Annotated in this window: 5 protein-coding genes; all 5 read right to left on the minus strand. The window is 34.3% G+C overall.

Annotation, left to right across the window (positions count from 1 at the left end; all coding sequences use genetic code 11):
* Positions 1-57 precede the first annotated feature (57 nt).
* Positions 58-231, minus strand: coding sequence for a hypothetical protein (locus tag Q0873_RS17205; RefSeq protein WP_299109742.1), 174 nt, complete (start codon positions 229-231; stop codon positions 58-60).
* Positions 231-4,547, minus strand: coding sequence for an MBG domain-containing protein (locus tag Q0873_RS17210; RefSeq protein ID WP_299109745.1), 4,317 nt, complete (start codon positions 4,545-4,547; stop codon positions 231-233). Before Q0873_RS17210 ends, Q0873_RS17205 begins: the two co-directional genes overlap by 1 nt.
* Positions 4,513-11,844 (minus strand): MBG domain-containing protein, encoded by a 7,332-nt coding sequence (locus Q0873_RS17215; RefSeq protein WP_299109748.1) that lies wholly within the window; start codon positions 11,842-11,844, stop codon positions 4,513-4,515. Before Q0873_RS17215 ends, Q0873_RS17210 begins: the two co-directional genes overlap by 35 nt.
* A gap of 776 nt (positions 11,845-12,620) precedes the next feature.
* Entirely contained in the window at positions 12,621-12,794 is a 174-nt protein-coding gene (locus Q0873_RS17220; protein WP_299109751.1) for a hypothetical protein, read from the minus strand.
* Positions 12,794-17,155 (minus strand): MBG domain-containing protein (locus tag Q0873_RS17225; protein ID WP_299109754.1); only part of this gene is annotated, 4,362 nt, incomplete at its 5' end. The genes Q0873_RS17220 and Q0873_RS17225, both read right to left, overlap by 1 nt.

The following is a 17,155-nucleotide window of genomic DNA, read 5'->3' on the forward strand; positions in this document are numbered from 1 at the left end:
CTTGTTTAATAAAAAAACGCAAGTCATATGACTTGCGCTATAAAGCTCCATTGTTGTTTAAAAATTACCCCCTGGATTTTCAGGACTTTGAGCTTGTGCTTTCTGTGGATTCAAAATCAGATAAGTTCCTAAAGCTGTTAAAGCGGTGTACTTTCCGTACTTCCCTAACTTTTCTAAAGCCTCTTTTCTAGTGATTTTGTTTCCTTTATCATCTATATTTTGATTATTCATTATTTCGTTTTTTTAAGGATGACCTTCTTACTCTTTGTTCCAACATTGGTCGCAACTCGTACGATATAAACTCCTACCTCAACAGATGGTAAAGTAATACCGTTTTTACCAATTCCTTCAAAACGATCTTGGTATACTAGCATTCCTGCTGTGTTATACATCGTAATTTCAAACTGTTCTCCTTGTACTCCCTCTACAAATAATGTATTGTTTGTATTGTAAAGCTTAATATCTGCTAATGTTACTTCTGGAATTTCTACTTGTGCTTTCGTATGTAAGTAAAATCTTCCAATACCATTGGTCGCTTTTCCTATGGTTAGTGAATAGTCTTCCTCATTTAAGTTGATGAACTTCTCTAATTCTCTATCTTCTAAATACATTTCTATACCTACTGGTAATGAAAGTCCTTTTCCTGAGATCGTTACAAAAGTTCCTGCTTTCACTTTTATTCCCACTGGAATAATAAAGTTCTCTTTTGAATTACTAGGTAAAGATTGATAAGTAAAGTTCTTTTCTGATGAACCATCTAATAATCTGGTATAAATATCCAATTCAGCTCCATCAAAGTTTCCTATGTCATACCCTGCATCTAATCCACTAGTTGCATTATTTCTATAGCTAATACTAGTATTTACTTGAACTCCTTTAGAAGCAATAGATAACTCAATGGTTGGAATATTTGATCCCTTACTAAAAGTTCCTCCTGTAGCAGGTTGTAACATTCGTTGTGCTTGTTTGAAAGCCATGTTATTTGCACTACCTGTCGTTTTTACAAAGAATCCTTGTCCTGGTGCTAATGAACTTTCTCCACTTACTAAGGTTTTAGCAATGTATTTACTTTGGGTATTATCCCATACATACACTCCTACATAAGCCGGATCAAAACTAGCCAAGTTATCATTGATAAAGTTGGTTCCTGAGTTTTCATTGATTGGTAAAAATGCGGTATATGGGTTTCCAACTGCATTCCATTCCGATACTACAACTGATTTATTAACATCTGCTGTTTCTATAGTTCCTGTGAAACTAACAGAACCATTAGTTGCTCTAGAGATCGCATAACTTTGTCCTTTTTCAAAAGTAACGCTGTTAGATGCTAAATCATCTACTGTATAGTATACCCATTTATCTCCTGTTGGTCTAGTATCATCATAATATCCTACCGCATATCTATTTGGTGTTACAGTAGTATTCATACGAACATTATTCGCTGGATTTTCAACAAAATCTTTTACACTTTGACCAACTACTGGTGCAGTAACAATACTCCACTGATTAGCAATCATTCCTCCACGCTCATAGGTTACTTGTCCGTTTGAAGTTCCTTTTACAATCAAACTCGCACTATTCGATGCTGTTGATGTCATCATAAAAGTTCCATCATTTACTAAGTTACCATCAACTAGTACTCCTCCATTCTCAGTAATATCAAAAGAAGACAGCGACTCAATAGTTAAATCGTTTACTTGAACTGTAGTTCCTACTTCAGGAGTAGTTGCTACATTTGGTATGATAGCATCTCCAGTAATAGCTGGTACCGTATTATCACTCCAGTTAGTTCCAACCGTCCAAATTGCACTTGTAGTTCCATTCCAAACAGACCTGTTTGCTCCTGCAATTACCGTTAAATTCTGTACTGCTGACGCCGATTTAACTGTTCTAGTTCCTGCCTGATGTGCAGTTATTGTAGCAGATCCAACTCCAATAATGGTTACTGTATTTCCTGATACAGTTGCAACATTTACATTAGAACTTGTAAATACAATGTCTAATCCTTTGTCTGAAGTGGCATTTAAATTAAAAGCTGCATCTCCATACGTTTTTGTTGGAATTGTATTGAATGTAATTACTTGGTCTTGCTTAGCAGTTACTCCATTTGTGATATCATTCATAAAGTTACTTGAGCTTCCTCTTAGTGCAAACTGATGCAATGCCCCATTGTTTCCTTGAGTTGACTTATCTACTAATTCAGTAATTGCTGTATTGTTTCCAGAACCAATACCTTGATTCATATCATAATACAATACCAATCCTGTTTCATTTCCTTCTAACTCATTTGATTTGTAATCGTTTATTTCTGCAGCTGTTCTAGCCACATTCCAGAAACGCACCTCATCTAAAGTTCCTTGTAATGGGTATGGATCTCCTCCTCCAGTATTATTTGCTCCAATCATTAATGGATTGTTATTAGGTACTACACTACTAGCAGTATCAGTTTGTGAAGCTACCTCAGTACCATCAATATAAATGGTTGCTTTTGTTCCATTAAATGTTACGGCAACATGATACCAAGTTTTAGCTGTTAATGAACTAGTCCAATTAAAATCTGTATGTCCTGTTCCAAATCCTGCATGATAGAATCTTAATGTTTTAGTTCCTTCGGTTAATAACATTAAACCATATGATTCATTGTATCTTGATTTTGCAAATAAACATTGCCAATCCCATCCGTTATTATAACGTGTAATCTCATCAAAGTTCACCCAAGTTTCAAATGTAAATTCTGATGTAAAATCTAAACTTGGACTGTCAGCTACCTCAATATAATCATACGTCTGATCTGCTGGTCCTTCAAAATTTAATACGTTTGCATTTTTACTTTCAATAATCTCAAGATTCGCTCCAACGTATGTAATCGTATAATTATTACCCGCTGTAACCGTTCCTTGATTAATTGCATAAGTTCCTACAGTTTCTCCTGCTACTCTTTCTAAGCTTCCTGTATATAAGTCTCCAACAAGTATAGAACCTAGTGTTTCTTTAAACGTTAATGTTGGATCTGTATCTCCTACTACTTTTACAATAGCATCCGCCGTAATTGTTACTAGACGTTTTGTAATTGTAAAATCATTACTAACATAAGTTACGGTATAATTACTATCTAATGCCAAAGTACCTTGATTAATAGCATAGGTTCCAACATTATTACCCGAAACTCTAGCTAAAGCTCCTGTAAACGCATCACTTCCAGCTAAACTACCCGATGTAATTTGGTAGGTTAATGTTGGATCTAGTGCCCCATATTCTTTAGATTTTACATCTGCCGTTACTTCAACGGCTCTTTTAGTAATTTCAAAAGTAGGAGCTCCAAAAAGTGTCATGTTATAATTAGCTCCTGCTGTAAGTGTTCCTAAACTAATATTATAAGTTCCTACATTTTCACCAGTCTCTCTTGTTAAGCTACCAGAAAGTGCATCTCCATTTACTAAAATTGAACCTGGAAATAAGCTGTACGTAAGATTTGAGTCTACTTCTCCATATTCTTTTTCTTGATTTGCAGCAAGAATCGAAATATCCTTTTTGGCAATAGTTAAATCACTACTTACATAAGTAATTACATAATTAGAATTTAGCGCTAATGTTCCTTGATTTATTGCATAAGCTCCAACATTATTACCTGAAACTCTTTCTAAACTTCCTGTAAAAGCATCACTTCCTGCTAAAGTTCCTGAAGTAATTTGATAAGTAAATGCTGGATCAGCATCTCCATATACTTTACTCTTTGCTTCTGCGGTCACTTCTATAGCTCTTGCTGTAATGTTTAAATTAGCTGGCACAAATGAAATTGTATAATTTCCATTGATTCCTAAAGTTCCTTGATTTATTGCATAAGCTCCAACATTATTACCTGAAACTCTTTCTAAAATTCCTATAAAAGAATCGCTACCTGCTAAACTTCCATTAGTAATTTGATAAGTAAATACTGGGTCAGCATCTCCATACTTTTTAGATACTGCGTCTACAGTAATTTCAATAGCTCTTTTTCCTATCGTTAAATTATCTCCTACAAAAGTTACTGCGTAATTGTTTCCTGGAGTTAAAGTTCCTTTATTAATAGCATAACTACCTAAAGCTTCTCCTGTTACTCTTTCTAAAGTTCCTGTAAAGGCATCACTAAATTGTAATGCACCATTAGTAACTTGATAAGTTAAAGCTGGATCTGTATCACCATAAGCTTTCGACTTTGCATCTGCGGTTACTTCTATTGCTCTTTGGTTAATCTGTAGACGTACCGATCCTGCATGAGTGTAAGTAATTGAATACGAAGATTCACCTCCATTGGTCGATGTAAAAGTAGATGATAAACCTCTTATTTGATAACTCCCTACATTCTCTCCAACATCTCTAAATGTTCCAAATACTTCAATAGCATCATCAAAGGCTAATGAACCTTCAGTAATTGCAAAAGGAAAATTTAATTTGGTTGGATCTGAATCTCCATATGTTTTCTGTACTGTTGCTGTTGGCACAATACGTATAAAACGATAATCTATATAAAAATTAGCTCCAACAAACATAAGCTTTCGACTTTGCATCTGCGGTTACTTCTATTGCTCTTTGGTTAATCTGTAGACGTACCGATCCTGCATGAGTGTAAGTAATTGAATACGAAGATTCACCTCCATTGGTCGATGTAAAAGTAGATGATAAACCTCTTATTTGATAACTCCCTACATTCTCTCCAACATCTCTAAATGTTCCAAATACTTCAATAGCATCATCAAAGGCTAATGAACCTTCAGTAATTGCAAAAGGAAAATTTAATTTGGTTGGATCTGAATCTCCATATGTTTTCTGTACTGTTGCTGTTGGCACAATACGTATAAAACGATAATCTATATAAAAATTAGCTCCAACAAACGTAACATTATAATTACTATTTAACGCTAAAGTTCCTTGAGTAATCCCATAATTCCCTCGGGCTTCTCCAGCAACTCTTGCCAAACTTCCTGTAAAAACATCACTTCCTACTAAACTTCCATTAGTTACAGTATAGGTAAGTGCTGGATCAGCATCTCCATAAATTTTTGTTTTCGCTTCTGCAGTAACTTCAATTGCTTTCTTTCCTACTGTTATTGTTTGTTGAACGTTTACCGCAGCATTGTAATTTGTATTACCCGCTTGACTAGCTGTGATTGTAGATGTACCTGCACCTACAATCGTTATTGTATTTCCTGAAATAGTAGCTACGGAAGTATCTGAACTAGTATAAGTAACTCCTAATCCTGAATCTGAACTTGCCGTTAAATTAAAATTAGCATCTCCATAAGTTACATTACTTAACGCTCCAAAGGTAATTACCTGATTTGCTTTATTAATCGTAAAAGTTTCTGTAGTGTTTCCTTGGTAGTTTGTATCATTTACGGTAGCTACAACTGTATAGTTACCAGCATTTGTAGGTGCTGTATTTCCTCCATCATAAGTAACATCAACTGATAATCCATTTGGCATTGTCGTTGGTGAAACTGATTTAACTGTACCATCATAGGTTTGCGTTAAATTATTAACAATAACTGTTGCAGCTCCTTTAGTAATTTCAAAATTATTAGAAATAAATGACAAATTATAATTTGCATTTAAAGCTAAGGTTCCTTGGTTGATAACATATGTTCCTGCATTTTCTCCTGCTGCTCTACTTAAAGTTCCTGTGAATGTATCTCCATTAACCAAACCTCCAGAAGTAATACTATACGTAAAGGTAGGGTCTGTAGTTCCAAATGATTTTTCCTGACCAGCATCTGCAGTAACTTCAATATCTTTTTGAGTAATTGTTAATCTAGCTACTCCTAAATTGGTGAAGTTTATAAAATAATTATCTGCAACAAATAAACCTGGTAAGTTTGTAATCACATATGATCCTACCGGAGAAGTCTCACTAACTAAAGTCGAACCACTTTCATAAGCTCCTAAACTTACATTCTGTGTAATTACACTTTCATCATCACCATTTACAAAATTTGAATATTGCATAGTAAAAGTTGGATTCGCATCTCCATATACTTTTGCTTTATTATCTACAGAAGCATTTAATACTCTTTTTGTTACAGTAATAGTTCCATTACTAGATACAATGTTATAATTATTATCAAAACCTCCAGATACATTAACCACATGTGGACCTCCTGCTGGAGTAGTTCCGTCGATTGTTATTCCTGATACAGCACTTGGTTCAGTATCTATAACTGAAGTATTTTCTCCATTCACAAATCCTGTATACTGAATTGGTAAAGCTCCCAATGCATCTCCATATACCTTGTTTGAAACTGAAGTTGCTGTTAAGTCAACTTTATTAATTGTAAAATCTGCACTATTAAAAGTAATATTATAATTACTTCCTAAGCTTAAAGTTCCTTGATTTATTGCATATGTTCCAGCATCTTGACCAGTTATTCTACTTAAAGCTCCAGTAAATGCAAACGGATCTGGGTAATTGATTACATCAGCACCCGTAGGTAAATTACTTCTATCTACTGTATATGTAAGTGTGGGATCTGCAACAGAACCTCCATCATAATTTTTAGACTTTGCTTCCGCAGTTATCGTTATAGGTGCTGGATTTACCATTAAGTTTCCTGCAGCATTGGCTCTATATGTATAATTAGAAGATAAAATATCAATAATTGGAGGTGTTCCCCAAGTCATTACTCCATTATGAGTTCCCACATCTAAAGGTTGCCCTGGGTTTGTAGAATTTACGATTGCTAAGTTTGAAATATCAGAGAAAGACGTACTTATTCTTAACACATCTGCTTCTAAATCTCCATTTACCAATCCCTCTACTTGGAAAGGATAGTTTTCTGTTGAATTGTCTGCTGGTAAATCTAAGATACCGTATGTAATGGTAGCATCTTTAGGAGAAACTACCAACATTTTCTTATCAACTACTAAGTTTCGATCTAGGCTTGCTGGATTATAAGTTCCATTTCCAGCCTGATTCGCTGTAATGGTAGTTGTTCCTGCTCCTACAATGGTAACCGTATTTCCAGAAATTGTAGCTACTGAAGTATCTGAACTTGTAAATGTAATTCCTAAACCTGAATCTGAGCTTGCAACTAAATCAAATGTTGTATCTCCATAAGTCTTTGTTGCCAAAGCATCAAAAGTTATTACTTGATCTTGTAATGCTGTAAGCGTTGCTGCTACAGTATTATTCATTGGTACAAATCCACAAACACTATCTGTAAACAAATCATTGATCCAGCTTGTTGCGTCTCCAGCTCCATTTTGTAAAGTACCTGTATTTGAATTACCAGATGTATCTGTTACACTTGTTCCAGATGTTTGATCATAGTTATAATTCAGTACCAAGTTTGTTTGTGGAGTTGTAAACTGAGTATTTATATTAGATGCAATGTCTGATTGCGTACGAACACCATTCCAAATTCTTGTTTGTGCTAAATCTCCACCAAATAATTTTGTACTATTTGAAGTACTTTCATAATTTCTTCCTAATCGAATGTTTGAAGTTAATTGGAAGATTTCAAACCCAAAATAGTTACTTGTCGAACCAATTAAATTTCCATTAACATAAAAATTAATAGCTGGTCCATTCATTGTTGCAGCAACATGGAACCATGTATCTACTGGGTAAGTATAAGCCGGTGTATTAAAAGTTCCTCCATCGTCTACGTCATCATCATGATGCCCCGCAAAAATAGTTCCTCCAGAAATATTGATGTAAAACGGAACCACTACAGAGGCAACCCCAAATCCTGAATAGCCTTCAAAAGTAATAATTGACGCATTTACATCAGTCGCATCTGAAGCTGGAATTTTCACCCAAGTTTCAATCGTTGCCTGTTGAACATTACTTAAATGAGAATTAATTGCAGGAATACTCACATAGTCATCTACATTATCTAAACTAATTCCATTTCTAACACCATTATTAGCACTTGCATCTGTTGCAACTACTTTATAAGTTCTATCCGCTGTTAAAGTTTCCGTTGTAAAAGAAAGATCAACTCCTGTACCTGCTAATGGTCCTTGTAATACTTCATTACTCACATTATCTTGTAAATAATAATTTACACCTGACTGAGAACCTGTTACTGAAACTACTGCAGATCTTCCATCTGGTTGTGTTATACTCAATGTTTTCGCATCTAAAGTCTGTACACTAACTGTTGGTGTTCCCGTAATTTGTAACGTATTTGTAGCTGTAGGTAAGGTCTGGTTACCTTGTACTGCTATGACATTATAAGTTCGGTTACTAGTTAAAATTTCCTTTGCAAACGAAATTCCACTTCCTGTTCCTGCTACTGGTCCTTCAATGATACTATTATCACTATTGTTTCTTAAATAATAATCTACATTTAATTGAGAATTATCTAAAGAGAACGTAGCGTGCGTATTACATAATACAGAACCTGTTGTATCTAAAGTTAAGTTTTGATTTACAATCGTGATAGGATTCACTGTTAAAGACTGTACCACATCTGGTGCAGCATTATATAAACCTCCTCCTGCTTGAGAAGCAGTTATATTGATAGTTCCTGCTTTATGAATTGTAACAGCATTACCCGAAATTGAAGCCACTGTTGGATCAGAACTTGAATAAGTAACTACTAAGCCCGAAGAAGCTGTTGCTGTTAAATTAAACGCAGCATCTCCATAAGTAACATCACTCAAAGCATTGAATGTAATTGTTTGTGGTGTACCAATTACTGTTACCGTTACATCTTTTGTAGTTGCATTATATAAGTTACTACCTGGGGTAACTGCCCTTAAAGTCACGGTTCCTGCATTTGCACCTGCTGTGAAAACATTTCCTACTAATGTAGAACCTGTTCCTCCATTATTTACAATGCTATATGTTGTAGGTTGTCCTGAAAAGTTTAAAGCAGTTATAATTGTTTTACTTTCATTTGGATTCAAGGAAAAATCAAACAAGTTATGAGCCATGTCTGTTTTTGGAGAAAATCCAGTATTATAAAACAATGTAGAATAATACCCAACGGTTTCACTATAGTTAGCATCAGCGGCTTGTGTAACTTTAACCACAATTGATCCAGCCACATTATTTACATTTAGTAAATTACCTGTAACAGAATATCCTAATGTTTCCCCTACAATTTCAAAAGTATAAGCTCCAGTAGAATTTGAGCTTAAAGTAGCCGCCATATCAACGGTTGTTACCCCTGAATTCACTTGATAATAAATACCACCCCCTAAAGTTGCTAAAGGAGCGTTTATTGTTAAAGTCATCGTTTTTGTAGCACTCTGATAGGTAGAAGTAGCAGCTTGAGCTGCTTCTATAACAACAGTTCCTGCACTTCCAATAGTTACTGTTTCATTATTAGCACCACTTAAGGTTGTACCTGTTCCTCCTGCATTAATAATTCTATAATTAATTCCTCCTGTAGAATTGGATGTTGCATTTAAATTAAAGTTAGCTCCACCTGCATTCACCGCTACATCATCAAAAGTAATAGTTGGATTAATTAAAGATCCATTATTAACCACAGAAAATTCATATCCTGTTTGTTGGAAGCTATTTAAAAAATAAGGCGATCCAGAATCAGTATATGCATAAATCGTAAAATAATACGTTGTATTTGGAGTTAATCCTGTTATAACCTGATTAGGAGTTGTTGATGCTCCAAAATACACAACCTGCTCTCCTCCTTTATAATCTGAATCTGGAGTTGGAATAGGCCCTCTAAATCCAGAAGGAGTAAAACTATTTACCGTATTCATTTTTACTATATATCCTTTAGGCAATCCTCTTCCATTATCTGCTACTGGAGCCCCCGTGAAAGATGCCAAATTAAAGGTAGTTCCTGTAAAACTATTTATAACTGCATTAGAGGCTAACTTATCAGTAACCCCTGCCGTAAATTTAGAAGTACTATGATTCGTGTTCGAAAAATAATACTGACCATTACATTCTTTATATGAATATATTCTAAAGAAATATTCTGTATTTGGTAATAAATTATGCCCTGTAAAAGCCTGACCATTTGGAAAAGCTCCCGCTAGTATTACCTGATCACCAGAACCTGAATAGGTTGCATTTGCAGTTGATAATGTACTTTGTACTCCTGTTATATCCGTAAATGAATTCTCTACATTTATTTTTACAACTTGCCCCTCTGCTCCTGCCGGAACGTTTGAAATAATAGGTGATAATCTGTTCTCATACGTTAAATCTTCTCTGAAGCTTAATAATTCCGCATTTCCAGTTGGAGTTCCACACATTGTAATAGTTACCGGTGAACTTCCCGTCGTTTCAAAATAATCTCCTCCTGCACAAGTATTGTAAGTATATACTTTTACATAGTATGTTGCATTTTCTGTTAATCCAGTAATATTTAAATTTGGAGTTACCGAAGTACCAACATACACAACTTGTTCACCACCTGCTACTGAATTGTATGCTGTACTAGGTGAAGTTGGAACTGTGCTTGGTGCTGTGAATGAATTTGTATCACTCACTTTTATAATATAAGATAAGCTTCCATTAACAATTGAAGGAGCTGTAAAAGAAGCTACATTCATTGTAGTTGTCCCCGTAGCACTTGCATTTACATTTGTTACCACAGATGGTGCTTCGCACACATAATTGTTTGTTACCACAGTAGAACCTGTAGTTTCAAAATTATATTTCCCTCCGCATAAATCGTAGGTATATACTTTTACATAATAATCTTTGTTTACTTGAAGACCAGTAATTACTTGATTGATATCATCAGTAGTCCCTGCACCACTTCCTACAGCCCCTGTATACACAACTTGTTCTCCTGTTTTACCAGAATAATCTAAAGAAGCAGTTGGTAATGTTGTTCCGCTTACTGGAGCGGTAAAACTGTTGGTATCACTAAACTTAACCAAATACCCCATTGAAGTATCTGCTCCTGCCGGTCTTCCTAAAGTATTGATAGTTGCCGTAGTTGGTGATGTTGCGCTTACAGAATTTACAGAACTTACACCTGGTGCTGTTCCTGGACAAGTAGTTATTGAAACAGGTGCTATTGAGTTGTTATAATTAATATACCCATGACAATCACTATAAGTATATACTTTATAATGATAAGTAGTATTACGCTGTAAATTGGTCATTGCTAAAGCGGATTGTACCGCTCCATTATCGGTTCCTACATATACAACATGCTCTCCAGACCCGCTGTATGAATTACTTGCAGCGGCAGTCGGTAATGGTTGATTTTGAATATAGGCATCTGTAAAGTCTGTAAACGAATTTGTATTTGAAAACTTTACGATATAATACATATCATCAATACCATTTACTCCTAAGTTATTCAATGCTACATCTGCATCATTTACTTGCGTAGCTGTTGGAGTAACTGAACCAAGTTCATAACAATAATAAAAAGAGTTTACTGAGCTAGCACCTATGTTAAAATTATAATTAAAGCTAGCTGCACCAGTAAATACCTCAATGGCATAAAAATTATTACTATTACCACCGCTTACATTGTTACTATACGGTAATGTTAAACTATAGTTATATATACCTGATACTTGCATTAAAGTTCTAAGGGTACCAATGTTTACTGGAGTCACTCCCCAATTTCCACCACGATACTCCCATATTCTAAAATCAAAGTCAGAATTACTATTTACCCAAAGTCTATCAAAATAAAGTGTAATATCTGAGGCTTGAGTTTCTTTTCTTGAAATAATCCAAAAATCCGAATCTGAACTTGTTACAGTTCCCTGATAATTAGCAGATGAATAGATACGACTTTGAGAAGACGTTAACACATTACCTACAACGTTGTTGTTTTCTACTTCGTTGAAGGTCTGTGAAAATCCCTGTGTTATCATCAAACACAAAAACATCACATACAAGAGAGTAGTTTTTTTCATGAGAGGTTAATAAATTTAGTTTTTATTTAGTTTCAGCAAACCATTTAAGAGGGTTTACATATGGTGTACAGCTAAATTTTTATATACCCTATTTTTTTTTACAAAAACTATTTTTCACCCCTACAAAACACCCTACAAAAATCTATACAACATTCTATACAAAAACCTATAATCCTACTAAAAAACAACTATTTAAACGTAATTAAACTGATATACTTAACAATATTATTGTATAAAAAAAGAGCAATGTGTACTCTCTTTTTTATCTAAGTATTTTATTTAGATGATTAACTTCTAAAACAAAAATCTTCTTTCTAAATCCATTTCTCTATTAAAAAAAACATACACTATTCCCATAATAGTTTGGTTATTTCGATATTATACAACCTTAACTTTCCAAGTAATATTAAACTATCTTTTTATTTAATACTTTAATATCCTTTTCCTGCTGTTATTTTAAAAAGTTTCGGATAGTTTTTAAATTTATTTTTCATCCAAATGCCAATGACTTTTGTATTATTTTAAAACCTCTTAAAATGACTGTTTCGATTTAAAGAATAAAGCATTTATAATCTCTTTTAGATATTCTGTATGGGAAGTTTGAGCGATTTTTTTTACTGGTATTTCTAAACTTTCTATTTTCCTTTCAACAATCTAAATTGCTATTGAAAGAATCAACTATAATCTTGCTTTAAGTCCAATATATTTTAAATAAAAACTTTATAAAATAAAAAAGCGCAAGCCGTAAGACTTGCGCTAAAAAACTCCATTGTTGTTTAAAAATTACTCCCCGGATTTTCAGGACTTTGAGCTTGTGCCTTATGGGGGGACAAGATCAGGTAAGTTCCCAAGGCTGTTAATGCCGTATACTTTCCGTACTTACCTAACTTTTTTAATGCTTCTTTTCTATTGATTTTGTTTTCTTTATGTTCCATATTTCGTTTATTCATTATTTCGACTTTTTAAGGATAATCTTTTTACTCTTTGTTCCAACATTGGTCGCAACTCGTACAATATAAACTCCAACCTCAACTAATGGTAAAGCAATACTATTTTTACTAGTTCCTTCAAAACGATCTTGGTATACTAACATTCCCGCTGTGTTATACATCGTAATTTCAAACTGTTCTCCTTGTACTCCTTCTACAAATAATGTATTGTTTGTATTGTAAAGCTTAATATCTGCTAATGTTATTTCTGGAATTTCTACTTGTGTTTTGGTATGTAAGTAAAATCTTCCAACTCCATTGATTGCTTTTCCTATGGTTAATGCATAGTCTTCTTCATTTAAGTTGATGAATTTTCCTAATTCTCTATCTTCTAAATACATTTCTACACCCACTGGTAATGAAAGTCCTTTTCCTGAGATCGTTACAAAAGTTCCTGCTTTCACTTTTATTCCCACTGGAATAATAGAGTTCTCTTTTGAATTACTAGGTAAAGATTGATAAGTAAAGTTCTTTTCTGATGAACCATCTAATAATCTGGTATAAATATCCAATTCAGCTCCATCAAAGTTTCCTACGTCATACCCTGCATCTAATCCACTAGTTGCATTATTTCTATAGCTAATACTAGTATTTACTTGAACTCCTTTAGAAGCAATAGATAACTCAATGGTTGGAATATTTGATCCCTTACTAAAAGTTCCTCCTGTAGCAGGTTGTAACATTCGTTGTGCTTGTTTGAAAGCCATGTTATTTGCACTACCTGTAGTTTTCACAAAGAATCCTTGTCCTGGTGCTAATGAACTTTCTCCACTTACTAAGGTTTTAGCAATGTATTTACTTTGGGTATTATCCCATACATACACTCCTACATAAGCCGGATCAAAACTAGCCAAGTTATCATTGATAAAGTTGGTTCCTGAGTTTTCATTGATTGGTAAAAATGCGGTATATGGGTTTCCAACTGCATTCCATTCTGATACCACAACTGATTTATTAACATCTGCTGTTTCAATAGTTCCTGTAAAAGTTACCGAACCATTAGTTGCTCTAGAGATTGCATAACTTTGTCCTTTTTCAAAAGTAATGCTGTTAGATGCTAAATTATCCACTGTATAATATACCCATTTATCTCCTGTTGGTCTAGTATCATCATAATATCCTACCGCATATCTATTCGGTGTTAAGGTAGTATTCACACGAATATTATTCGCTGGATTTTCAACAAAGTCTTTTATACTCTGACCAGCTACTGGTGCAGTAACAATACTCCATTGATTTGAAATCAATCCTCCACGCTCATAGGTTACTTGTCCGTTTGAAGTTCCTTTTACAATCAAACTAGCACTATTCGATGCAGTTGATGTCATCATAAAAGTTCCATCATTTACTAAGTTACCATCAACTAGTACTCCTCCATTCTCAGTAATATCAAAAGAAGATAGCGACTCAATAGTTAAATCGTTTACCTGAGCTGTAGTTCCTACTTCAGGAGTATTTGCTACATTTGGTATTAATGCATTTTGGGTATTTGTTGGTGCAGTATTCCCACTCCAGTTAGTTCCTTGAGTCCATTCTTTATTAATCTTTCCACTCCAAATAACTTGATTTGAAGCTGGAGTAATATTTAAATTACTACTTATAAAGTTTAACGTGTAGTTATTATTTAGAGCTAGTGTTCCTTGGTTTATTGCATAAGTCCCCACTAATTCTCCAGAAACCCTTGTTAAACTTCCTGTAAATGCATCACCTCCTACTAAGCTTCCTGAAGTGATTTGATACGTAAGGGTTGGATCGGTATCTCCATATAACTTTGTCTTTGCGTCTGCTGTTACTTCAACCATTCTCTTTCCAATAGTTAAGTTATTTGAAATATAGGTTAAAGTATAGTTGTTATTCAATGTTAAACTACCTTGGTTTATTGTATACGTTCCTAAAGTTTCTCCTGAAACCCTTGTTAATGATCCTGTGAAAGTATCACTTCCTACTAAACTTCCTGAAGTGATTTGATATGTAAGTGATGGATCTATATCTCCATAACTTTTACTTTTTGCGTCAGCAGTTATTTCAATTAACCTTTTACCAATTGTTAAATTGTTTCCTACAAAAGTTACTGTATAATTACTTCCTGGAGTTAAGGTTCCTTTGTTAATAGCATAACTACCTAAAGCTTCCCCTACTACTCTTTCCAAACTTCCTGTAAAGGCATCCGTAAATTGTAATGCTCCTTTTGTTATCTGATAAGTTAATGTTGGATCTAAATCTCCGTACTCTTTAGATTTTCCATCTGCTGTTACTTCTATTTCTCTAGGATTGATAAGTAAACGTGCTGAACCTGCATTTGTATAAGTAATCGAATACGATGATTGCCCTCCATTTGTTGATGTTACTAATGAAGTTAAACTTCTTATTTGATAGTTTCCTACATTCTCTCCTCCATCTCTAAATCTTCCATATACTTCAATAGCATCATCAAAAGCCAACGAACCTTGTGTAATTACAAAAGGAAAGTTTAACTTAGCTGGATCAGCATCTCCATAGGTTTTCTGTATTGCTGTTGTTGGTACAATACGTATAAAACGGAAATCTATATAAAAATTAGCTCCAACAAACGTAATATCATAATTATTATTTAAAGCTAAAGTTCCTTGAGTAATTCCATAATTTCCTTGTGCTTCTCCTCCCGCTCTAGTTAAATCTCCCGTAAAAGCATCACTTCCCACTAAACTTCCTGAAGTTATTTGATATGTAAGCGCTGGATCTATTTCTCCATACACTTTTGTTTTAGCATCTGCCGTAATTGTAATTGCTCTACTTCCTATCGTTAAGTTATTTGAAACATAAGTTAAAGTATAGTTGTTAGTTAATGCTAAACTACCTTGATTTATTGCATATGTTCCTACAGTCTCTCCTGAAACTCTTGTTAAACTTCCCGTAAAAGTATCTCCTTCAACTAAACTTCCTGAAGTAATTTGATATGTAAGCGCTGGATCAGTGTCTCCATATAACTTCGTCTTCGCATCTGCTGTTACTTCTATAACTCTCTTTCCTATTGTTAGGTTATTTGAAACATAGGTTAACGTATAGTTACTATTTAATGCTAAACTACCTTGGTTTATTGCATACGCTCCTACAGTCTCTCCTGAAACTCTTGTTAAACTTCCTGTAAAGGCATCACTTCCTGCTAAACTTCCAGTAGTGATTTGATATGTAAGAGCTGGATCAGTGTCTCCATAAAACTTCGCCTTTGCATCTGCCGTTACTTCTACAGCTCTTTTTCCTATTGTTAAATTACTTGAAACATAGGTTAAGGTATAGTTGTTATTCAATGCTAAACTACCTTGGTTTATTGCATAGGTTCCAACAGTCTCTCCTGAAACTCTTGTTAAGTTACCTGTAAAAGTATCTCCTCCAACTAAACTTCCTGAAGTAATTTGATATGTAAGTGCAGGGTCAGTGTCTCCATATAACTTCGTCTTCGCATCTGCTGTTACTTCTATAACTCTCTTTCCTATTGTTAGGTTATTTGAAACATAGGTCAACGTATAGTTACTATTTAATGCTAAACTACCTTGGTTTATTGCATACGCTCCTACAGTCTCTCCTGAAACTCTTGTTAAACTTCCTGTAAAGACATCACTTCCTGCTAAACTTCCAGTAGTGATTTGATATGTAAGAGCTGGATCAGTGTCTCCATAAAACTTCGCCTTTGCATCTGCCGTTACTTCTACAGCTCTTTTTCCTATTGTTAAATTACTTGAAACATAGGTTAAGGTATAGTTGTTATTCAATGCTAAACTACCTTGGTTTATTGCATACGCTCCTACAGTTTCTCCTGTAGCTCTTGTTAAATTACCTGTAAAAGTATCTCCTCCGACTAAACTTCCTGAAGTAATTTGGTATGTAAGTGCAGGGTCAGTGTCTCCATATAACTTCGTCTTTGCATCTGCCGTTACTTCTATAGTTCTTTTTCCTATTGTTAAGTTATTTGAAACATAGGTTAACGTATAGTTGTTACTCAATGCTAAACTACCTTGATTTATTGCATATGTTCCAACAGTCTCTCCTGAAACTCTTGTTAAACTTCCTGTAAAAGCATCACTTCCTACTAAACTTCCAGTAGTGATTTGATATGTAAGCGCTGGATCAGTATCTCGATACAACTTAGTCTTTGCATCTGCCGTTACTTCTATAACTCTTTTCACTATTGTTAAGTTATTCGAAACATAGGTTAACGTATAATTACTATTTAATGCTAAACTACCTTGATTTATTGCATAGGTTCCAACAGTCTCTCCTGAAACTCTTGTTAAACTTCCTGTAAAGGCATCACTTCCTGCTAAACTTCCAGTAGTGATTTGATA

Source organism: uncultured Tenacibaculum sp., assembly GCF_947498805.1.
In the GTDB taxonomy this organism is placed as follows: Bacteria; Bacteroidota; Bacteroidia; order Flavobacteriales; family Flavobacteriaceae; genus Polaribacter.